Annotated in this window: 17 protein-coding genes; 10 read left to right on the forward strand and 7 right to left on the reverse strand. The window is 73.3% G+C overall.

From position 1 onward, the window contains the following. Positions 1-221 precede the first annotated feature (221 nt). The 3 genes from IO36_RS29905 to IO36_RS29915 form a co-directional block, all read right to left on the reverse strand. Positions 222-1,871, reverse strand: a complete 1,650-nt coding sequence (locus IO36_RS29905; protein ID WP_078943519.1) for a transporter — start codon at positions 1,869-1,871, stop codon at positions 222-224. Then, a complete protein-coding gene (locus IO36_RS29910) occupies positions 1,868-2,665 on the reverse strand; it encodes an ABC transporter ATP-binding protein (RefSeq protein WP_037624261.1) in 798 nt (265 codons plus the stop codon). Before IO36_RS29910 ends, IO36_RS29905 begins: the two co-directional genes overlap by 4 nt. 177 nt (positions 2,666-2,842) lie before the next feature. After that, the gene (locus tag IO36_RS29915; protein WP_037624262.1) at positions 2,843-3,496 is read right to left on the reverse strand and encodes a bifunctional DNA primase/polymerase; all 654 of its coding nucleotides are present in this window, start codon (positions 3,494-3,496) and stop codon (positions 2,843-2,845) included. 304 nt (positions 3,497-3,800) lie between these two features. Between IO36_RS29915 and IO36_RS29920 the strand changes: the two genes are divergently transcribed. Continuing rightward, on the forward strand, positions 3,801-5,186 hold the full coding sequence (locus tag IO36_RS29920) for an NsdA family TPR-like regulatory protein (RefSeq protein ID WP_037624263.1): 1,386 nt from the start codon (positions 3,801-3,803) through the stop codon (positions 5,184-5,186). A 274-nt stretch (positions 5,187-5,460) separates the two neighbouring features. Further along, the gene (locus tag IO36_RS29925) at positions 5,461-7,095 is read left to right on the forward strand and encodes a hypothetical protein (RefSeq protein WP_037624264.1); all 1,635 of its coding nucleotides are present in this window, start codon (positions 5,461-5,463) and stop codon (positions 7,093-7,095) included. Positions 7,096-7,206: 111 nt separating this feature from the next. Here the strand turns inward: IO36_RS29925 and IO36_RS29930 are convergent, their stop codons facing one another. Beyond that, a complete protein-coding gene (locus IO36_RS29930) occupies positions 7,207-8,505 on the reverse strand; it encodes an ABC transporter substrate-binding protein (protein WP_051901058.1) in 1,299 nt (432 codons plus the stop codon). A gap of 117 nt (positions 8,506-8,622) precedes the next feature. Between IO36_RS29930 and IO36_RS29935 the strand changes: the two genes are divergently transcribed. Both IO36_RS29935 and purU read left to right on the forward strand, forming a co-directional pair. Then, complete coding sequence (locus IO36_RS29935) at positions 8,623-9,123, forward strand: SCO4402 family protein (protein ID WP_037624265.1); 501 nt, start codon at positions 8,623-8,625, stop codon at positions 9,121-9,123. 183 nt (positions 9,124-9,306) lie between these two features. Next, complete coding sequence (gene purU / locus IO36_RS29940) at positions 9,307-10,191, forward strand: formyltetrahydrofolate deformylase (protein WP_037624266.1); 885 nt, start codon at positions 9,307-9,309, stop codon at positions 10,189-10,191. 54 nt (positions 10,192-10,245) lie between these two features. On the opposite strand, the gene IO36_RS29945 is transcribed toward purU, so the two are convergent. Together IO36_RS29945 and IO36_RS29950 are read right to left on the reverse strand one after the other, a co-directional pair. Then, positions 10,246-11,523, reverse strand: a complete 1,278-nt coding sequence (locus IO36_RS29945; protein WP_245173538.1) for a maleylpyruvate isomerase mycothiol-dependent enzyme family protein — start codon at positions 11,521-11,523, stop codon at positions 10,246-10,248. A 122-nt stretch (positions 11,524-11,645) separates the two neighbouring features. Beyond that, positions 11,646-12,227, reverse strand: coding sequence for a sigma-70 family RNA polymerase sigma factor (locus IO36_RS29950; protein WP_037624268.1), 582 nt, complete (start codon positions 12,225-12,227; stop codon positions 11,646-11,648). A 497-nt stretch (positions 12,228-12,724) separates the two neighbouring features. On the opposite strand from IO36_RS29950, the gene IO36_RS29955 reads away from it, so the two are divergent. Both IO36_RS29955 and IO36_RS29960 read left to right on the forward strand, forming a co-directional pair. Beyond that, positions 12,725-13,084: an STAS domain-containing protein gene (locus IO36_RS29955; RefSeq protein ID WP_037624294.1), complete on the forward strand. Its 360-nt coding sequence runs from the start codon at positions 12,725-12,727 to the stop codon at positions 13,082-13,084. A 218-nt stretch (positions 13,085-13,302) separates the two neighbouring features. Beyond that, positions 13,303-13,815: an EF-hand domain-containing protein gene (locus IO36_RS29960; protein ID WP_037624269.1), complete on the forward strand. Its 513-nt coding sequence runs from the start codon at positions 13,303-13,305 to the stop codon at positions 13,813-13,815. A 12-nt stretch (positions 13,816-13,827) separates the two neighbouring features. Here the strand turns inward: IO36_RS29960 and IO36_RS29965 are convergent, their stop codons facing one another. After that, positions 13,828-15,360 (reverse strand): class I adenylate-forming enzyme family protein, encoded by a 1,533-nt coding sequence (locus IO36_RS29965; protein ID WP_037624270.1) that lies wholly within the window; start codon positions 15,358-15,360, stop codon positions 13,828-13,830. Positions 15,361-15,630: 270 nt separating this feature from the next. Here IO36_RS29965 and IO36_RS29970 point away from each other — a divergent pair, with 270 nt between their 5' ends. The 4 genes from IO36_RS29970 (at position 15,631) to IO36_RS29985 (ending at position 20,142) form a co-directional block, all read left to right on the forward strand. Further along, positions 15,631-16,818: an amidohydrolase family protein gene (locus IO36_RS29970; protein WP_037624271.1), complete on the forward strand. Its 1,188-nt coding sequence runs from the start codon at positions 15,631-15,633 to the stop codon at positions 16,816-16,818. After that, on the forward strand, positions 16,818-17,972 hold the full coding sequence (locus tag IO36_RS29975) for an acyl-CoA dehydrogenase family protein (RefSeq protein WP_037624273.1): 1,155 nt from the start codon (positions 16,818-16,820) through the stop codon (positions 17,970-17,972). Before IO36_RS29970 ends, IO36_RS29975 begins: the two co-directional genes overlap by 1 nt. Before the next feature lie 383 nt (positions 17,973-18,355). Next, positions 18,356-19,201 (forward strand): acyl-CoA dehydrogenase family protein, encoded by an 846-nt coding sequence (locus IO36_RS29980; protein ID WP_425535557.1) that lies wholly within the window; start codon positions 18,356-18,358, stop codon positions 19,199-19,201. A gap of 479 nt (positions 19,202-19,680) precedes the next feature. Next, the gene (locus IO36_RS29985) at positions 19,681-20,142 is read left to right on the forward strand and encodes an ATP-binding protein (RefSeq protein WP_245173537.1); all 462 of its coding nucleotides are present in this window, start codon (positions 19,681-19,683) and stop codon (positions 20,140-20,142) included. The last annotated feature ends 496 nt before the right edge of the window (positions 20,143-20,638 follow it).

The raw sequence follows: 20,638 nt of genomic DNA on the forward strand, positions 1-20,638 counted from the left end.
GCCGGCGTTCCTGCGGCGGCGTGGGACCGGAATTCCTGGTTCCGTACCGAGATGTGACACCGGCCGTCGTCACAAGATGATCACGAACCTTCATAGGATCTTCATCTTCCGTTTGTGCGCCGAGTCAAATGACACCGGCGGTACGGCGCGCCGTCTCGGCCGCTCAGCCGACATCCCAGGAGACGCGCGCCGTCACGCCGTCCGAACGCCGCACCGCCCGCTCAGCCCTTGCTCACCGCCGCCAGGATCTCCGGGAGGCGGTTCGCCGTTCGGGGGGCGGCGAGTCTGAGGCCCAGGAGGGTGATCAGGGCGCCGTAGGCCGTTCCCACCGGCAGGAGCAGCCAGGTCCAGGCATCGCCGTCGGCGCTCACGTTCAGCCAGATCGTGAGGGCGATGACCGGGGAGGCGAGCAGGGCGGCCGAGATCAGACCGCCGAAGATGGCGATCCAGGCGAGACCCGCCTGACCGGGGGCCACGTTCTTGTAGCCCTCCTGGGGGATGGAGTACGGGAAGCGGGCCGAGGACCAGGCACCGGTCGCCAGCATCGCGCCGAGCAACGCGAAGGACAGGCCGAGCACTTCGGGCAGCTTCTGCCACGCGCCGAGCAGCCCGGTCGTCACCGTGCTCACGAGCGTCGCGTACGGCAGGGTGATCACCAGCAGCGCCAGCGCCCGCCCGCGCAGTTCGACGTAGGCGTCACGCGGCGAGGAGATCGTGAGGGCGACCATCCAGAACGCGGACGTGTCCTGTCCGAACTGGTTGTACATCTGGATCCCGAGCATCCCGGCCGCGAAGCACGCGAAGTACACCGAGCCGGTGCCCTGGAGTGCGTTGAAGACCGGCACGATCAGTCCGATGGCCAGCGAGGTCACCCAGGCCGCCTTGGTCTTCGGATCGCGCCACACGTACCGCAGGCTGCGCTCCATGACCGTCCCGGTGCGCCCGGCCGGCAGCAGCCGGGCGAGCCCCGACGAGCCGCGCTCGCGGGCGGCGGGCTCCGCGGCCTGGAGGGTGGACCCGTCGGGCGAGGTCATCAGCTTCGTCAGATGGCGGGACCACAGCGCCAGCAGTCCCGCCAGCGCGGCGGCGCACAACGCGAGTTGGACGATCCCGGACCCGTACGACCCCGCGCTCACCGAGTCCACGGCGCCGACCGCCGACGCGGGCGGGATCCAGCGCAGCACGTCCGCCGCCGGGTCCAGCTTCGCCAGCCCGCCCGTCGAACCGAGCCGCTGCGCGCCGAAGTTGACCAGCTGGGCGCCGACCGCGACGACGAGCCCGCTGAGCACCGCCAGATCCCGGCCCTTGCGGCTGGACAGCAGCCGGATGTTCGCGGCCGCGACGGCCCGGGCGAGGGCCACACAGACCAGCAGCGCGAGCACCAGCGCGAGCACCGCTGTCACGTACGCCGCCGTCCCGTGCGCGACCGAGATCACCGCGCCCAGCAGCAGACAGAACGTGAAGAGCGGCCCGATGCCGACCAGGGAGGCGGCCAGCAGGGCCCGGACGAGCGGCCGCGGCCGCAGCGGCAGCATCACCAGCCGGGTCGGATCGAGCGTCTCGTCGCCGCTGGGGAAGAACAGCGGCATCACGGCCCAGCCGAGTGCCAGGACCGCCACCAGCAGGACGCCGACGGCGGCGGCGTGGCCGTTGCCGCGCAGCGCGATCAGGCCGAGCAGCTGGAGCGCGGCGAAGAGCAGTACGAGCACCGCCGACGCGATGAACGCGGCCCGCCGGCCGGTGGACTGCCGCAGCCCGTTGCGCAGCAGCGAGAGCTTCAGCCGGACGACGACCGGGGTGATCGACGCCGCGGAGACGCCGGCCGAGGTGCCGGAGGGGGCGCCGGCGGAGACGCCGGAGGGGGCGCTCACCGGGGAGTCCCGCCGCCCAGCCAGTCCAGGTCGGCCGTGGTGCCGCGGCCGTGCGCCCCGACCAGCTCCAGGAAGGCCTGCTGGAGCGAGGGAGCGCTGCCGCGCACCTCGGCGAGGGGACCGTGCGCGCGGATCCGCCCGGCGGCCATCACCGCGACCCAGTCGCACAGCGACTCGACCAGCTCCATCACATGGGAGGAGAAGACGACGGTCGCGCCCGAGGCGGTGTAGCGCTCCAGGACACCCCGGATGGTCTGCGCGGAGACCGGGTCCACGCCCTCGAACGGCTCGTCCAGGAAGAGGATCTCGGGGTTGTGGAGGAGCGCGCAGGCCAGGCCGATCTTCTTGCGCATGCCGGTCGAGTAGTCGACGACGAGCTTGTGCTGCGCGCCGGCGAGATCGAGGACGTCGAGGAGCTGGGTGGCGCGCTTGTCGACCTCGGCGCCGGGCAGGCCCCGCAACCGGCCGGTGTACGCGAGCAGTTCGCGTCCCGAGAGCCGCTCGAAGAGCCGGAGCCCCTCGGGGAGCACACCGATCCTGGCCTTCACCTCCGCCGGATCGCGCCACACGTCGTGGCCGACGACCTCGACGCTGCCCTGGTCGGGCCTGAGCAGCCCGGTCACCATCGACAGGGTGGTGGTCTTGCCGGCGCCGTTCGGCCCGACGAGCCCGATGAACCGCCCCGCGGGAAGCTCCAGATCGATCCCGGCCACGGCGACCTGGTCACCGAACCGCTTCCAGAGCCCCCGCACACGTACGGCGGGCGCGCCGCCGTCCTTCGCTCCCTCGCTCATAGCAGGCACCCTACGGGCCCCCGGCCGCCCGCCGGCCGTCCCCGGGCACTCCTGATCGATCCACCGCCCCCACCGGCGCCGACCGTCCTTCGCCGTCCCCGCGGACCGCCACCCGCCCCCGCAGCCGCTGCCGGTTCCCGTCGGCCCCCGCGGACCGCGGCTCGCCCCTGCCCGCCGCTACCGGTCCCGGCCGCAGGCGTAGGCCAGCGGCGAGACCACCTCCTCCGCGTCCGGCAGCCAGCGGTTCGCGGGTGTGGGGCGCCAGGCCCACTGGACGGCGCCCCGGGAGCCGACCCGGGTCGGCGGCGCCGCCACGTACGCCCCCTCGCCGAGCGCGGTCAGATCCAGCGAGGCCGGCGGCCAGCCCAGCCCCCGCACCAGGTCCGGGATCTTCGCCGCCGCTCCGGGGAGCACGAAGAAGTGCATGCGGCGGTCCGGGGTGCACGTCACCGGACCGAGGCTGAGGTCCATCCGCCGCATCCGGGCGAGCGCCAGGAACCCCGCCGACTCGGGCACCTCGATCGTGTCGAACGCGCGCCCCGTGGGCAGCAGGATCGACGCGGAGGGCTGGAGCGACCAGAAGCGGCGCGCGACGGTCGCGCTGCCCGTGGCCTGGGCCGCCCAGTCCGCGCGAGCCGGATGCGCGCCGGGCGCGGCGCAGGCGGGTTCACCGCAGGAGCAGAGCTGCGCCCCGCTGGCCGTCACCAGCCAGGTGCCGGGGAACACGTCCCAGTGACGTTCCTCGGCATAGCGCACGGCGGTTTCCGACAGGGATTCGCCACGCTGCTGGGGAACGTGTGCGGACTCGGTTCCTGTGATGATCTCTTCCACGTTGATCTCAACTTCCGCGTCCACCCAGGGTTACGGGGGACACGCGCGCGGGGGAGGAGCACCGGTTCCCCGGCCGGGGCGCATGGATGCACGTGCGGGGGCGCGCGGGGGGAACGGCAGCCGGTAGCGGGTAACCAGGGGTGGGGTCGGGCGACCGCCCTTACCCCGGCAATCCTCACATGTCTCGCATCTTCGGTATGTCTGCGGGGCATTGATCTTCCCGGCCGGTCCGCGTCGGCGACCGGCCGGTGAGGACACATCAACTCGGTGCGCGGGCAGGCACCGCAGCCACAGGGGGTACGCCATGGCCGCAAGGCCGCTGATCGCCAGGCAGCCGAACGAACGGCTCCAGGCACTCATCCAGGAAGCGGGCTGTTCGAACGCCGGGCTGGCCCGCCGGGTCAACATGTGCGGAGCGGAGCACGGACTCGACCTGCGCTACGACAAGACGTCGGTCGCGCGCTGGCTGCGCGGCCAGCAGCCCCGGGGGCGGGCTCCGGCGATCATCGCGGAGGCGCTGGGCCGCAAGCTCGGCAGGACGGTCACGATCGACGAGATCGGCATGGCCAACGGCAAGAACCTGGCCTCCGGCGTGGGCCTGCAGTTCTCGCCGACGATACTGGGCGCCATCGAGCAGGTCTGCGAGCTGTGGCGCAGCGACGTGGGCCGGCGGGACTTCCTGTCCGGGTCCTCCGTCGCGGCCTCCGCGCTCGTCGAGCCGAGCCGCGACTGGCTGATCTCGTCGCCGGACTCGCAGGTGGCCCGCTCGGCCGGCCCGCGCGTCGGACTCTCGGACGTGGCGGCGGTCCGCGCGATGACCCAGGCCCTGGTGGACCTGGACCACCAGTACGGCAGCGGACACGTGCGCCCGGTCGTCGTGCACTACCTGAACAGCGTGGTCTCCGGGCTGCTCGCCGGCTCCTACCGGGAGGCGGTCGGCCGGGAGCTGTTCGCGGCGGTGTCCCGGCTCACGGAGCTCGCCGGCTACATGGCCATCGACACCGGCCAGCCCGGTCTCGCCCAGCGCTACTACATCCAGGCGCTGCGGCTCGCGCAGGCGGCCGGCGACCGCGGATACGGCGGGTACGTCCTCGCCGCGTCCATGAGCCACCTCGCCGCCCAGCTCGGCAACCCGCGCGAGATCGCGCAGCTGGCGCGGGCGGCCCAGGAGGGCGCGCGCGGGCGGGTGACCCCGCGGGCGGAGTCGATGTTCCACGCGGCCGAGGCGCGCGGGCACGCGCTGATGGGCGACGTGCGGGCCGCGCAGGTGGCGTCCGGCCGGGCCGTCACGGCCCGGGAGAACGCGGACGCGGCCTCCGGGGACGACCCGACGTGGATCGCGCACTTCGACGAGGCCTATCTGGCCGACGAACTGGCCCACTGCCACCGTGACCTCGGCCAGGCCGAGGCCGCCGCGCGGTGCGCCGAGGAATCCCTGGCCGGCCACCCCGAGTCGCGGGCCCGCCGCCGGGCCATCGGCTACGTCCTGCTGGCCACGGCCCAGCTCCAGCAGCGCGAGGTGGAGCAGGCCTGCCACACCGGTCTGCGCGCGGTCGAACTGCTCGGCACGCTCCGCTCCAACCGCGGCGCCGAGTACCTGGAGGACCTGCAGCATCGTCTGGAGCCGTTCCGGGACGAGGCCGTGGTGCGGGAGTTCGGGGCGCGCATGGAGCTCCAGGCGGCGGCCTGAGCGGACGCGGTGTCCGCGGGCGCGGCGGGTGTGATCATTTCTCCGCCGTGCCCCGTGGGACCGCTCCCGTGAACATATGGGCCGTAGGGGAGTGAACGCCGGGAAAACGAGGGCGTCGCGACGGAACGGAGTGAGATACAGCGCATTCGGGGGCGGATTCGTTACCCCTGTCACAGGGGGCGGAGGTCAGCGCAGGTGCTGCGTGGCAAGGGGTTGTGGGGACCCGGTAGCGTGAGCCGATGATTCCGAAGGTCCCCCATTCGTAGGAGTCCCGGTGACGCAGAGTGGACAGGGCGAGGAGCCCTCGGCGCGGCCCGCGCGCGAAGGCATCGTGCTGCCCTCCGACGGTAGCGAGCCGATGCCTCCGGGCACGACGGGCGACCCCGTGGCCCCGGCCGGCGGTCCGGCCTGGGGCGGACAGTGGGGCCCCGACGCCTCGGCGGCTCAGGCACCGCAGTCCGGTGACGGCTGGGGCGCGCCGGTGAACGGCACGTCGTCGTGGAACGCCTCCGCGCCCGGCGGGCCCCAGGGCTGGCCGGCGGCCGACCCGCACGGCGCACAGCAGGCGCAGGGCTTCGGCGGGCCGGGCTCCGGCTCCGCGCCGCTGCCGCCCGAGAGCGCGCCGGCCTCGGCGTACGGCGCCCAGAACGGCTATGCGCCGGGGGCGCACGGCGCGCACGGCGCCGGCGGATACGACGGCTACGGCGGTTACGGGTCCCAGGAACAGCAGGCCGGCCAGGGCGCCCCGCTGCCGCCCGGCGGCGAGGACGGCGCCACGCAGTACATCCCGTACATACCGGCGGCCCCGGGGGCCGCCGAGGGCGCGACGCAGTTCATCCCGCCGGTCGCCGCCGCGCCGGACGAGGGCGCCACCCAGTTCATCCCGCCGGTGGGGCCGGGCGCCCTGCCGCCGGAGGTCGGGGGCGGTGCCCCGCAGTACCCCGGGCAGGCCGCGCACGGCGGTCCGGACGCCGACGCCACCCAGTACATCCCGCCCGTCCCCGCGCAGCCTCAGGGCTCCTTCGGGATGCCGGCGGGCGGGCCCGAGGAGCGGCAGCCCCCGGCCGAGTTCGACAGTCTCTTCCGCAGCGAGCCGGAAAACGCCGGATCGACGCAGATGCTGCCCCGTATCGACGGGGGCACCCCGCAGCCGTCGTACGGCGGCGACCCGTACGGAGGCGACGCGTACGGCGCCGACCCGTACGGAGCCCAGTCCGCGCCCGGCGGCCGGTCCGCCGGACGACGCGGTGACGGCGACGGAGGGGGCGGCTCCGGCGGCCGGTCCCGTGTCCCGGTGATCGCGGCGGTCGGCATCGGCATCATCGTGCTCGGTGTCGGGGCCGGCGCCCTGCTCAGCGGCGGCGGCGGAGGCGACGACGGCAAGGACGACACCGGCAAGACGGTGGCGGCGACCGCGCCCGCGACCCAGGGCTCGTCGGCCCCCGCGGCGGACCCGGTGAAGGCCCAGGCCGTCGAGCTGGACAAGCTCCTCGCGGACAGCAGCAACAGCCGCGGCTCGGTGATCAACGCCGTGGCGAACGTGAAGGCGTGCAACAACCTTCCCCAGGCGGCCAGTGATCTGCGCGACGCCGCCAAGCAGCGCGGCGAGCTGGTCACCCGGCTCTCCGGGCTGTCCGTCGACAAGCTGCCCGACCACGACGCGCTGTCGACCGCCCTCACCAACGCCTGGAAGGCCTCCGCGGCGGCCGACAACCACTACGCGGCCTGGGCCGACCAGGTCGGCGGGAAGAAGGGCTGCCACAAGGGCCGCGCCCGCACCACCGGGCAGACCCAGGCGGGCGACTCGGCCAGTGGCACCGCCTCGGCCGAGAAGGAGAAGGCCGCGCGGCTGTGGAACTCCATCGCGTCCAAGTACGGCCTGACGCAGCGGACCCGCGTCCAGCTGTGACCCCAGCGAAAAGCCCGTCCTCCTCCCCGAACGGGGAGGAGGACGGGCTTCGTCGTGGGTGGCGGCGGCGCCGTCCCGGCCGGTCCCGGGGCCCGGAGCGGCCGGACGCTCCTAGCCCTTGACGGAGAGCGTCTTCGCCATGTTCACGAAACCGCCCCGCTGCGAGGTGAGCCGGCCGTCGCGGATGACCTGGAAGGTGACGTCGGCGTTCACCAGCCGCGGGAAGTCGGCGGCCGCCGTCTGCGCGTCGAAGCGCCAGCTCAGGGTGGGGGTCAGCCCGCCCGTGGTCACCTTCAGACCGTCGTCGAGCTCGCGCCGGATGGTGAGTGGCGAGACCTCGCCCGCACCGAGGGACTCGATGACCTTCCGCAGCACGGTGTAGGCGATCCACGTCGTCTGCACCCCCGCGTCGGCGGGGTCGATCCGGTTGTCGCCGAAGGCCTGCTCCTTGATCACCGCGCGCATCGGGTTCCAGCGCGAGTCGTTCGCGGTCGGGTACCAGCCGGTGACGTACGACCCCTCGTAGGGACCCGACCTGCCGCCGGTGGCGTCGATCTGCGACTGGTCGATGCTGCCGATGACGGTGCCGGTGTGCACCTTCCGGTAGTCCGCGCTGTCGCGCCGGAAGGAGTCCATGAAGGTGTTCGTGCGGTCGCCGAGCGCGGGGACCACACAGCCCTGGACGCCCGGCTCGGAGGTCGCGTGCTGGAGCGCGAGCCGGGTCGGGCGGGAGTACTCGGTGGCGTCCTCGGCAGCCCGCTGGTCCGCGGCCTGCGCGTGGCCCTGCGCCTTCAGACCGGAGTTCAGCAGGACCGGCAGCTCGTCACCCGCGATGGTGTCGGGGCGTATGAGCGAGACGGGTCCGCAGTTCTTGCCGAGCTGCTCGCCGAGACCCGCCAGCAGGACGCCCTGACCGCCGTTGACGGGATAGGAGACCGGGCTGGAGAACTCGTCGTCGGTGACGCCGAAGCCCCCGATGTAGGGGATGCCCGCGCTCTCCAGCGGGGCGAGGAACGCCCGGCTGTGCTGGCTGTAGGAACCCACGACCGCGACGACCTTCTCGTCCGCGGCCCGCTCGGCGCAGTGCGCGGCGGCGACCGAGTCGTTGTGGTCGTTGCAGGTGAGGACCTCCAGCCGGCGGCCGTTGATGCCCCCGTGGGCGTTGACCCAGCGCGCGTACGCCTTCGCCAGCGCCGGCATGCCGGGCTTGTTCGTCGCGTTGGTCTTCTCGGGGGCCCAGGTCATCACCTTGACGGGGCCATCCCCGGAGCCCCCCGTGGCACCAGGGATGGCCCCGCATCCGACGGCGACCGACGCGCAGGCGATTAACGCGCTCGCGTACAGCAGCTTGGCCTTGCGGGGCCGGGGCGGAGTGGGGGAGGTGGTGCGGGTACGTCGCCTACCGGTCATGGGCATGCACGATTCCCCCACACCAGAAACCCCTGTGTGACCCTTGGTCGACACCGGGTGACGCAGAGGTGAATTACAGGGGTCGATGAACGGTTTTTCACAAGGAACGTACGATCGATGACCGTGCAAGACTCGGAGAACTCTTCCCGCCGCGGCCGTCGCTCCTCCACCATGGGCGGTATGCCACTGAACGACATGCCGTGGTGGCGCTGGCGCAGCAATGTGCGCTCCGCGCTGCACATGCTTTCCGACCCCGTCTTCCAGAGAGACGTCTGGCTCGCCGGCGTCGACGGATACGGCGACGTGACCGACGCCGTGTACCGCCTGGTCGAGGACACCTGGCTGGACAACTGGTCGGCCGAGAAATACGTCGGCACGATCTTCCGGGACTCCCAGGAGGCCGCCCTCGTGGACAGCGCCGTCCTGCGGGTCCTGCGGATCATGCACCAGGTCGGACCCGACGCCCCGGTCTCCGCCTACCTCGACCACCAGGGCTGGCCGGACGCCCTGGCGGCCGCGCGCGCCGCGCACGTACGGCTGGCGTCGAGCGACGGCGAGGACCCGGACGCGCCTCCGCGCACCCTCGAGGTCCTGCGCATCCTGACGCGGACCGCCTAGCCGGACCGCCTGACGGCCTGACCGCCCGACCGCCTGACCGCCCGGCCGCCCGCGCGGCCCCGGCGGCGGGCCGGGGCGGCGCCTCGGAACGGCCCCCGGCCATGTGCCGGAGATCGCCCGCGGGGCGTCCGCGTGGCGGGACGGCACTCCTGCGCGGGCGCCCGGTGTGAAAGCCTGTCCCGCATGAACGAGACGTCCGTGCGCGGGACCGCGCCCGCAACCGACCAGTACGTCCTCACGCTGTCCTGCCCCGACAAGCAGGGCATCGTGCACGCCGTGTCGAGCTATCTGTTCATGACCGGCTGCAACATCGAGGACAGCCAGCAGTTCGGCGACCAAGACACGGGCCTCTTCTTCATGCGCGTCCACTTCACGGCGGAGTCGCCGGTGAGCCTGGAGAAACTGCGCGCGAGTTTCACGGCGATCGGCGACGCCTTCCACATGGACTGGCAGATCCACCGGGCCGAGGACCGGATGCGGGTCGTCCTCATGGTGAGCAAGTTCGGCCACTGCCTGAACGACCTCCTGTTCCGCGCGCGGATCGGGGCGCTGCCCGTCGACATCGCCGCCGTGGTCTCCAACCACACCGAGTTCGCCGAGCTGGTGGGGTCCTACGACATCCCCTTCCACCACATCGCGGTGACGAAGGACACGAAGGCCGATGCCGAGCGCCAGCTGCTGGAGCTGGTGCGCGAGAAGGGCGTCGAGCTGGTCGTCCTCGCCCGCTACATGCAGGTCCTCTCGGACGACCTGTGCAAGCAGCTCAGCGGCCGGATCATCAACATCCACCACTCGTTCCTGCCGAGCTTCAAGGGCGCCAAGCCCTACCACCAGGCGCACGCCCGTGGGGTCAAGCTCATCGGCGCCACGGCCCACTACGTCACCGCCGACCTCGACGAGGGCCCGATCATCGAGCAGGAGGTCGAGCGGGTCGGCCACGACGTCACCCCCGACCAGCTCGTCGCCATCGGCCGTGACGTCGAGTGCCAGGCGCTGGCCCGCGCCGTGAAGTGGCACGCCGAGCGCCGCATCCTGCTCAACGGCCGCCGCACGGTCGTCTTCGCCTGAGACCGCCTGGCTACGCGACCGCCCGGCCGCCCGGCCACGAGTCCGGCCGGGCGGTCACATCCGGCTCAGCGACGCGGCGGCGAAGAGCACGTCCCTGATGACCTCGCGGTCGCCGTCCTGTCCGGCGGCCGCCTCCTCCGGGGACACATGGCCCGCCGCCAGCCGGCAGAACTCCACCCCGTCCAGCGCGACGTGGGCCACCTCGTGCTCGGCGGAGCCGACCGCGCCGGGCGAGTCGAGCGGGATCAGCCACTCGCCGCCCCCCGAGCCCTCGATCTCCAGCCGCAGGCTGCGCCCCGGGGCGCCCGCCGTGACCAGGTGCCGGACCGACCGGTCCGCCAGCCCGGCCCGGCGCCGCTCCGCGAGCGCGACCGGCAGCATCCGGGCGGCCAGGTCGATCATCCGGTGCAGATGCCGGGGAGCGGGCGGTTCGTACGGGTAGTCGACCGCGTCGGCGATGTCCCCCGCGTGCACCCAGCACTCGAAGGCCCGGTCCAGCATCGAGTCGCTGAGCGGCAGCTCGAACCCGCCGTAGGCCACGGTGAGCCGCCCGGAGGCCTCGCCGCCGGCGACCCCGCGGGTCGCCGGAGCGTCCTCCTCCACGAACGACACCGACCGGACGATGCCGTGGCTCTGCTCCCGCCAGGGCTCGCGCACGGACCGGGTGGGCGGGACGCGCGCGGCACGCCAGTACGCCTCGGTGCGGCCCTGGGGCGTCGCCCCCTTCGCGTCGGGCCCGTCGAGCGGATCGTCCAGACCCAGCGCCACCGCGACCAGTCCGTCGACGCTCAGCAGATGGGCGATGACCCCGGCGACGGTCGTACGACGGCTGACGGGCCCCTCGCCCTCGAACCAGCGCAGCCGCACGGGCGCGTGCCACTCCGAGCCGCCGATGTCCTGGAGCAGGGCGTCGAGCCGGGCGGTCTCCGCGTCGTACGGAGCGGCCCACTCGGGCACCGGGATGCGCGGCGGGCGCCGGTCCAGGCAGCTCGTCAGGACGCGGGTGCGCAGCGTCGGGTCCAGGTCGAGGCTCTCCGGCGGGTGCAGCAGCCCGACCGCCTCGCGCAGCCGCAGTGCCTCCTCCGCGCAGGGGCCGCAGTGCCCGAGGTGGTCCTCTACGGCCAGGGTCTCGTCCGCCGAGCAGGCGGCCAGGGCCCACGCGCCCAGCAGCGACTTCAGGACCCGGTGTTCGAGGACCGGCGGCACGGGGGCCGCGGCGGGCAGCGGCAGCCCGGTGTCCTCCACGGAGGTGCGGGGCGGCGGTATGCGCGGCGGTCCGTCCGGGGGCGGCCCCGCGCCGCCGCCCGCGTCCTCGTGCCCGTCCTCCCGCATACCGCTGTGCCCGTCCTCGTCGTTCTCGTCCGTGTGCCCGTGCCCGGGGCCGTCCCCGTTCCCGTACCCCGGCCCGTCCTCGTGTCCCTCGTCGGGCGACGGGAACCGGCCGGATTCCGCGCTCACCGCGCTCCCCCCGGTTCCGGTGGCGCGCCCGCGGGCCCGGCGTCGTGGGCGGTGGACAGGAGCTGGAGGCCGAGACGGAGCCGGCGGCGGGCCTCGTCCTCGGTGACGCCGAGGTCGGCGGCGGCCTGGCGGTAGTCGCGGCGCTGGAAATACGCCAGTTCCAGGGCGGTCCGCAGCGGGGCGGGCATGGACGTGACGATGTAGTCCGCGCGGGCGGCGACGGACGCGCTGCGCACCTTGCGCTCCAGTTCCTCGGCGGTGCCGTCGCCGCCGCGGGCGAGGGCGGCGGTCTCGGTGGCGCGCAGCCGCTGCACGGCCAGACGGTGGGTCAGGGTCGCCACCCAGGAACGCAGGGGGCCCTGCTTGGGGTCGTAGGCGTCCGGGTTCTCCCAGACGTGGGTGAAGACCTCGCGGGTGATCCCGTCGGCGGCGCGCTCGTCCCCGAGCACGCGGTGGGCGAGACCGTGCACGAGCGAGGCGAAGCGGTCGTAGAGCTCGCCGAGCGCGGCGGCCTCGCCGCGCGAGAGCCGCTGCTGCATCCTGCGGTCCCAGCGGGGCGGTGCGTCCTGCGTCGCCATACGGCCCCCTCACGCCTGGTCGTGACCGGCGCCCGTCGCTGCGTCCGGCCGGTTTCGCGGCCCTGTCCCCTGTCGCTTCCTGCCCCGCGGTGCCGTCGTCCAGCCTGTCCGCGCCCGCTGTCTTGAATGTAGTCGGCACGCCGGACGGCGCACGCCCCTTTGCGTCAATGTGCGCCCCTGGACGGGCCGTAGATGGTAGGAGCGGGCCCCTTCCACCCTGCTACCTGACCGCGTCTGGCCGAGTGCGACCGAAAGAGGACCCTCCCGGAGCTTTTTCGACCGTAGACAGGCCTTTCTTCCTGGCGGGATCCGTGTTTCATGGAAGGACGGCGGGGCAGCCGCGCTGGAAGGAAGCGTACGAAGTGCTTCCGTTTCTGCTGGGCGAGCGAGCGAGAGGCGTGGCGGTGACGCTCAAGGTGACCCACGTGACCGACGTGACCGACGGCGAGAGCGGCGCGGACGGCACAGGGAGAGGGAGTGCGGGCGGTCCGGCCGCCCTGCGCCGCCACGAGGACGGCTGGGCCGTGCTGCGGGTCTCGGGCGAACTCGATCTCGTCACGTCGCCGGCCCTGCGCCAGAGCGTCCACGACGTGGTGGCCGCGGGCGGGCACAGCGTCGTCCTGGACCTGTCGGGGGTCGTGTTCTGCGACTCCAGCGGAGTGGGCGTCCTGATCGCCGCCCGTCGGCTCATGCGCTCCTGCCAGGGACGGCTGCGGCTGATCCTGCCCGCGCGGGGGGCGGCCGACGGCTCCCACGTCAACCGGGTCCTCGGGGCCCTCGGGGTGCGCCGGCTCTTCGACGTGTACCCCGACGTCGACGCGGCCGTGGACGAGGAGTCCCGCCCGCTGTCGGCCTGACGCCGGATCGCGGGCCCCGCCCTCACCCGATGCGACATGCCCTGCTCGGGGGGCCGGACACCGCGCCGCACCAGCACGTCGTTGTCCCGGAATTCTTGCGTTCTTGGTACAACCGTCGCTTTCCGGCACCCCGGGCGGTTCCGGCGTCGTACGCTCCGTCCCGGAGGAAACGCAGTCCGGCCCGAGGCCGGCTGAGTAGTGAGGCGGTCCGAACACCCATGGTCAGTTCCGAGTACGAGCGCAGGATCGCCGCCCGGTTCGCCGGCTTCGACCAGGACGGCAACGGCTACATCGACCGGGAGGACTTCAGCGCCGCCACCAAGGCCGTGCTGGCCGAGTTCGGCACCACGGCCCGGTCGGACAAGGGCCAGGCCCTGTACGTCGGCGCCGAGGCGTTCTGGCAGGGGATGGCCGGGATAGCGGACCGGGACGGCGACCAGCGGATCACCCGCGAGGAGTTCGTGAGCGGAGCCGTGAAGCGCCTGCGCGACAACCCCGAGCGGTTCGCCGAGATCGCCCGCCCCTTCCTGCACGCGGCCCTCGCCGTGGCGGACACCGACGGGGACGGCGCGGCCACGGTCGGGGACACCGCGCGCGTCCTGAGGGCGCTCGGCGTGGGCGAGGGCCTCGCCGCCACCGTGGCCGGCGCCCTGGACGCGGACGCCGACGGGCGGATCGGCGAGACGGAGATCGTGAGCGCCTTCGCCCGCTATTTCACGGTGCCGGAGTAGCGGCACCGGGCCTCACCCCGAGAAACGCTCCCTGAGCCGGTACTTGAGCACCTTGCGCAGGGCCTCGTTGCGCGGAAGGGCGTCCACGACCTCCAGCTGCTCCGGCAGCTTGTGCACGGACAGCCCTTCCGCGCGCAGGTACGACGTCACCGCGGCCAGCGTCAGCTCCGGCGCCCCCGGCGGCTGTTCCACCACCGCGCAGACGCGCTCCCCGCGTTCGGCGTCGGGCAGTCCGATCACGGCGGCGTCGCCGACCCCCGGGTGCCGGTGCAGCAGGTCCTCGATCTCCTTCGCGGAGATGTTCTCGCCCTTGCGGATGATGATGTCCTTCACCCGGCCGGTGAGGACGAGATGGCCGTCCGCCGTCAGATGCCCCACGTCCCCGGTGACCAGGAACCCGTCCGCGTCGAACGCCTCCGCGCTCTGCGCCGGGTCCAGATACCCCTGGCACACGGCCTCGCCCCGCAGCCGTACGTCCCCGTCGACACCGGCCGGCCGGGCAGCGCCCGCCGCGTCCACGATCCGTATCTCCATGCCCGCGGGTGGCCTGCCCTCGGTGGTCGCGAGGTTCTCGGCCGTGTCGTCCGGCGCGCCCATCGTGATCATGGGGACCTCGGTCATCCCGTACCCGTGGGTGAGCTGGACGCCCATCTCCCGGACGACCGCGTGATAGACCTCCGGGGGCTTCGGGGCGCCGCCGCCCGCGAGCAGCCGCAGCGTCGGGATCACCGGCTCCCCGGGCCGCTTGCGCTGTTCGGCGAGGAACATCGAGTAGAACGCGGTCGAGCCGCCCGCCACCGTGACGCCGTGCCTGCGGTACTCCGCGAGGGCGTCGGGCAGCGCGAAATGCTCGAACAGCACGGCCGGGAAGCCGTACAGCAGCAGCATCACCGTGTAGTCGGGCCCGGCGATGTGCGCGTAGGGGAAGGCCATCGAGCCCACGTCGTCCGCGGACAGGTGCAGGGCGTGGGCGAGGCAGGAGCCGCCCGCGATCAGTGAACGGTCGGTGTGCAGCACGCCCTTGGGGTCGGAGGTGGTGCCCGAGGTCCAGTAGATCCAGCGGACCGAGGTGCCCTCGGAGGGCGGGGCGGGCAGCACGGCGGGATCGCCGTCGGGCAGCTCGTCGTACGCCTCGAAGACGTTCTTCGCGCCGAGCCGGTGGGCCATCGCGGTGTGGTCGAAGCCGCGCCACCCGCCCGGTACGGCGAAGTACTCGGCCTTCGACTCCCGCAGTGCGAAGCCGACCTCCCGGTCGCGGTAGAAGGGGATGACCGGCGACTGCACGGCACCGAGGCGGGCCAGGGCGAAGGACAGCAGGGCGGTCTCGATCCGGGTGGGCAGCTGCCAGGCGACCACCGTGCCGGGGCGCACGCCCCGCTCGTACAGGCCGGCCGCCACCCGCTCGGCGCGGTCGCGCAGGGCGCCGAAGGTCAGGGAGCGGTCGCCCTGGAGCAGGACCGGCAGGCCCGGGGTGAGCCGGGCCCGGCGGTCGACCAGTTCCCACAGCGTGCGCGCGGAGCTCAGGGCGTGTGCGGTGTCGTTCACTTCGGCCCCCTGCGGTCGGTCGCTTCGGCATCCGTAGCTGACGGGCAGTCAGATCGTGCGCAGAGCGTAGGGCCCGCCGCCTTGTCGGTCCATAGGTGCGGGGCTAGCCTGCTTCCGGAGAGATATCTGACGATCCATCAGAAACGATCCACGGACCTGGCCGGACACCTCCGGCGGGGCCCGATCGTCGGAGCCGGCTCGTCGGACACGGCCCATCGGACGCGTCGCGCGGACCCCCGCCGGCGGACCCTTACGCAGGCGGAGGGGACCATGACCGAACTGCCCCGCATCATCAGTGTCGACGACCACGTGATCGAGCCCGCGCACCTCTTCGAGACCTGGCTGCCGCGCAGGTACCACGACCGGGGACCGAAGCCGCTGACCGCCGGGATCGGCGAACTCGCCTACGTCGGCGGCAAGTACCGGATCACGATGGACCCCGACGGTCCGCCGACCGACTGGTGGATCTACGAGGACCTGCAGTTCCCGTACAAGCGCAACATCGCCGCCGTCGGCTTCGACCGCGACGAGATGACGCTGGAGGGCATCACCCGCGCCGAGATGCGGCCCGGCTGCTGGGACCCCGCCGAGCGGCTCAAGGACATGGACCTCAACCACGTCGAGGCCAGCCTCTGCTTCCCCACCTTCCCGCGCTTCTGCGGCCAGACCTTCGCCGAGGCCCACGACAAGGAGGTCGCCCTGGCCTGCGTCCGCGCCTACAACGACTGGATGGTCGAGGAGTGGTGCGGCGACAGCGGCGGCCGGCTCATCCCGCTGTGCCTGATCCCCCTGTGGGACATCGACCTCGCGGTCGCCGAGATCCGCCGCAACGCCGCCCGGGGGGTCAAGGCCGTCACCTTCTCCGAGATCCCCACCCATCTCGGCCTGCCCTCCATCCACTCCGGCCACTGGGACCCGTTCTTCGCCGTCTGCCAGGAGACCGGGACGGTCGTCAACATGCACATCGGCTCGTCCTCCCAGATGCCCGCCGCGTCCCCCGACGCGCCCCCCGCCGTCCAGGCGGCGCTGTCCTTCAACAACGCGATGGCCTCGATGATGGACTTCCTCTTCAGCGGCGTCCTGGTGAAGTTCCCGCGCCTGAAGCTGGCCTACTCCGAGGGCCAGATGGGCTGGATCCCCTACGCCCTGGAGCGCGCCGACGACGTCTGGTCCGAGCACCGGGCCTGGGGCGGGGTGCGGGACCTGATCCCCGAGCCCCCGTCGACGTACTACTACCGGCAGATCTTCTGCTGCTTCTTCCGCGACAAGCACGGCGTCGCTTCCCTGGACGTGGTGGGCCGCGACAACGCCACCTTCGAGACCGACTACCCGCACGTCGACTCGACCTTCCCGCACACCAAGGAGGTCGCCCTCGACCATGTGAAGGGCCTCGACGACGAGACCGTCCACAAGCTGATGCGGGGCAACGCCATCCGCATGCTGGACCTGGACCTGTAGTGGACCTCGGCCTCACCGTCGAGGAGGAGGAGTTCCGCGCCCGGCTGCGGACCTGGCTCGCCGGCGTCCTGCCGACGCTGCCGCCGAAACCGTCCCCGCACGACTGGCCCGCCCGGCGCGCCTACGACCTCGGCTGGCAGCGGAGGCTGTACGACGCCGGGTACGCGGGCCTGCACTGGCCCGTCGACGCCGGCGGCCGGGGCGCCACCCCGACCCAGCACCTCCTCTTTCTGGAGGAGACCGAGAAGGCGGGCGCCCCCTACGTGGGCGCCAACTTCGTCGGACTGCTGCACGCCGGCCCGACCATCGCCTCCGAGGGGAGCGCCGAACAGCGGGCGCGCTGGCTGCCGCCCGTGCTGCGCGGCGAGGAGGTCTGGTGCCAGGGCTTCAGCGAACCGGACGCCGGCTCCGACCTCGCCGCCCTGCGCACCCGCGCGCGGCGCGACGGCGACGACTACGTGGTGAGCGGGTCCAAGATCTGGACCTCCCACGCCGAGGTGGCCGACTGGTGCGAGCTGCTGGTGCGCACGGACCCGGACGCACGCCGGCACGCGGGCATCACCTGGCTCGCGATGCCGATGGACGCGCCCGGGATCACCGTCCGCCCGCTGCGCACCCTCGCGGGCTCCACCGAGTTCGCGGAGGTCTTCCTCGACGAGGTGCGCGTCCCGGCCGCCAACCGGGTCGGCGCCGAGAACGACGGCTGGCGCGTGACCATGGTGACGCTCTCCTACGAGCGCGGCACCGCCTTCGTCGGCGAGGTCGTCGCCTGTCGCCGCGTGCTGTCCGAGGTCGCCCGCGAGGCGCGCCGGAACGGCCGCTGGGACGACGCCGTCCTGCGCCGCCGTCTCGGCAGGCTCAACGCCGAGTTCCGCGCGCTGTGGCGGCTCACCCAGTGGAACGTCAGCGAGGCGCAGGGGACCGGAGGCGTGCCCGGCACCGGCGGCTCGGTCTTCAAACTGCGCTACTCGCACGCCCGCCAGGAGCTGTTCGACGCCGCCGCGGAGGTTCTCGGCCCCGAGTCCCTGGACCTGGGGCGGGAGTGGACCCTGGACCGGCTGTCGTCGTTGTCGTACACCATCGCGGCGGGCACCTCGCAGATCCAGCGGAACATCGTGGCCGAGCGGATCCTCGGCCTTCCCCGGGGGAGGTGAGCGGACCGGTGGACTTCCGGCTCACGGACGACCAGCGCGCCCTGCGGCAGGGCGTACGCGATCTGCTGGAGGGACGGTTCGGGCGGGAGGCGCTGCGCGCGGCCCTGGACCGGGCGGACGGCACGGGCGCGACGGGAGGGAGGGCCGGCGGCGGGGGTGCGACCGGCGGCCGGGGAGAGACCGGTGCGACCGGCGGTGGCGGCGCCGAGGGCAGGGGTGCGGCTGCGGCGCCGGTGGGCGGAGGCGGTGGTGCCGAGGGCGGGCGTGCGGCCGGGGTGCCGGTGGACGGTGGCGGTGCGGCCGGGGCTGTGGCCGACGGGAGCGGTGCGACCGGGGCCCCGGCGGGCGGCGGGGGAGCGGGCCGCTCGGCGGGGGGCGGGAGGGTGCTCGACCGGGAGCTGTGGCGCGCGCTGGGCGCGGCCGGTTTCTTCGCGCTGCGCCTGCCCGAAGCCGCGGGCGGCGTCGGACTGGGCCTCCCGGAGACCGTGCTGGCCTTTGAGGAGGCCGGCCGGGTCCTGCTGCCCGGGCCGCTGATCGCCACTCATCTCGCCGCGGGCACCGTGCCGGGGGCGGCCACCGGCGAGGTGGTCGTGACCGCCGCCGACGGCGGGCTCGTGGAGTGGCTGGACGAGGCCGACGTCGTCCTCGGCGACACGGGCGGGGCCGAGCCGCTGGCCCCGGTGGACCCGCTGACCCCCCTGCACCGGCTGCCCGCGCGCGAAGGGCCCGTGCACCGGCTGCCCGCGCGCGGCGGGACCCCGCACCGATGGCCCGCGCCGGGCGGGCCCAGGGACGCCCGGACCCCGGACCGGCTGCTCGTCTCGCTCCTCACGGCCGCCGAACAGCTCGGCAGTGCCGCCCGGACCTGCGAGACGGCCGTGCAACACGCCCGGACCCGTGAGCAGTTCGGGCGGCCGATCGGCGCCTTCCAGGCTGTGCAGCACCTGTGCGCGGACATGCTCGCGCGCCTCGAGACGGCCCGCGCCGCCGTCTACGCCGCCTCGGTCACCGCCGACCCGGCGGACGTCGCGGCGGCCCGCCTGCTCGCCGACGAGGCCGCCGTGCGCGGCGCCCGCGACTGCCTCCAGGTGCACGGAGGCATGGGCTTCACCTGGGAGTCCGACGTCCATCTGCACCTGAAGAGGGCCTGGACGCGCACGCACCGCGCGGGCGGCGGCACACAGAGTGAGGAGGAGCTGGCGGAGGATCTGCTCGCCGGGACGGCCTGACGGGGCGCTGTCCTGGGGTTCCGCGGGAGGAACGCGGACGGATGTCGCGGATCGTGGCGAAACGGGATCACGGAGCGTTGTGACCGGGTTGTGTCCTAGGCGTGACTTGTCACGGCCTGGAGTCGGCGCCCTGCTCCGGTACCTTGTGTGGGATGCGAGTGGTTCTGAGGCTGAGCCATCCCGGTGTTGCCCCCGAGGCCGCGCCGGACCCGGCGATGCGCGCCGCTCGTACGGCAGGACGGAGCCCCGTACCTGCCTGTTCGACTCCCCGTGGCGAGCGTCGCACAGTATGCCGCACGCGTACTCCTTCGCGCTGGAATATGCCCGAAGCGCTTGTTGGGGTGACTGTACGTCAACCATGCTGTCTCGCAAGGGAATCACGTTCCGTGATCCTTGTTCTGGCCATGCAGAAAATGGCTACGATCGTGGCCCTTGTGAGGCGCGAGGCGATGTGTCCGCCGGTTCGGATGGTGTGAGCGGTGCAGGTGCTTCAAGTGCAGCTGGAGATCCGGCCCGACCCCGCAGAGGTGGGGCGAGCCCGGCGCTGGGCCCGTTCAAGGCTCGCGGGGTCCGGGATAGACGCCGATGAACCACTCGCCGAGACGCTGATCCTGCTCGTCTCCGAACTCGTCACCAACGCCGTGGTGCACACCGGGTGTCCGGCCGTGCTGCGCCTGTGCCTGCCCGGCGGCGCCGGGGCCGCCACCGTCCGTCTCGAGGTGGCCGACAGCAGTGCCCGGCCGCCGATGCCCCGGCACGCGGACGGCGACGAGACCAACGGCCGCGGCCTGGAGCTGGTCGACGGCCTCGCGGACCGGTGGGGCTGGAACCCCGAGGGTGCCGGCAAACGCATCTGGTGCGAACTCGACCGCTGCGCCTCGGACCCGGCCCAGGACTCCCCGTACGGGGCCTATGGAGGCTTCGCGTACGAGGCGGTCTGAGGGTCGGACCCGCGCCCTGTCCGCTCAACGCGGCTGCCCCGTGCCGGGTGGCCGCGTGCATGTATGCATGAAACCCCTGTACACGGCCGCCGTTGTGGCCGAATGCGCCGGGTCGTGCTTCCGTACGCGCTGTCTCAAATAGGGTGTAACAGCGTAAATCCCCGATCTGGTGTTGACGTGACGTGTCCGTTTGATCACGCTTGTGTTCAGCGATTCGCCGCGAGGGGACGGCGGGGGCTCCGGTGACGGGAGCCCTCGGCGAGTGCGGGTCGCGATTCGGCGTCGGCTCCTCCGCGGCCGGGGGAGGCAGGGCGGGTGCGCCGAGACGGATGGCGGCGCGCGATGCCGTGCCCGGGGCGAGGTGGGGACCTTCCGGCCGGGCGCAGTCGATAGTGGGGGAGGCGCGCCGCCAGCCGGCCCTCCGGGCGGATACGCGCGGCCGGCCGCCGTGCTGACGCACGGTGGGGAGCGGGCGGCCGAGGAGTGGACGCCGGGA

The organism is Streptomyces aureus, assembly GCF_000725495.1.
In the GTDB taxonomy this organism is placed as follows: domain Bacteria; phylum Actinomycetota; class Actinomycetes; order Streptomycetales; family Streptomycetaceae; genus Streptomyces; species Streptomyces aureus_B.

Excerpts from the sequence above, each read along its gene's own strand:
- IO36_RS29910 (WP_037624261.1), bottom strand. The coding sequence starts at position 2,665 with ATGAGCGAGGGAGCGAAGGACGGCGGCGCGCCCGCCGTACGTGTGCGG.
- IO36_RS29920 (WP_037624263.1), top strand. The coding sequence starts at position 3,801 with ATGGCCGCAAGGCCGCTGATCGCCAGGCAGCCGAACGAACGGCTCCAG.
- IO36_RS29930 (WP_051901058.1), bottom strand. The coding sequence starts at position 8,505 with ATGACCGGTAGGCGACGTACCCGCACCACCTCCCCCACTCCGCCCCGG.
- IO36_RS29935 (WP_037624265.1), top strand. The coding sequence starts at position 8,623 with ATGACCGTGCAAGACTCGGAGAACTCTTCCCGCCGCGGCCGTCGCTCC.
- purU (WP_037624266.1), top strand. The coding sequence starts at position 9,307 with ATGAACGAGACGTCCGTGCGCGGGACCGCGCCCGCAACCGACCAGTAC.
- IO36_RS29945 (WP_245173538.1), bottom strand. The coding sequence starts at position 11,523 with ATGCGGGAGGACGGGCACGAGGACGCGGGCGGCGGCGCGGGGCCGCCC.
- IO36_RS29950 (WP_037624268.1), bottom strand. The coding sequence starts at position 12,227 with ATGGCGACGCAGGACGCACCGCCCCGCTGGGACCGCAGGATGCAGCAG.
- IO36_RS29960 (WP_037624269.1), top strand. The coding sequence starts at position 13,303 with ATGGTCAGTTCCGAGTACGAGCGCAGGATCGCCGCCCGGTTCGCCGGC.
- IO36_RS29970 (WP_037624271.1), top strand. The coding sequence starts at position 15,631 with ATGACCGAACTGCCCCGCATCATCAGTGTCGACGACCACGTGATCGAG.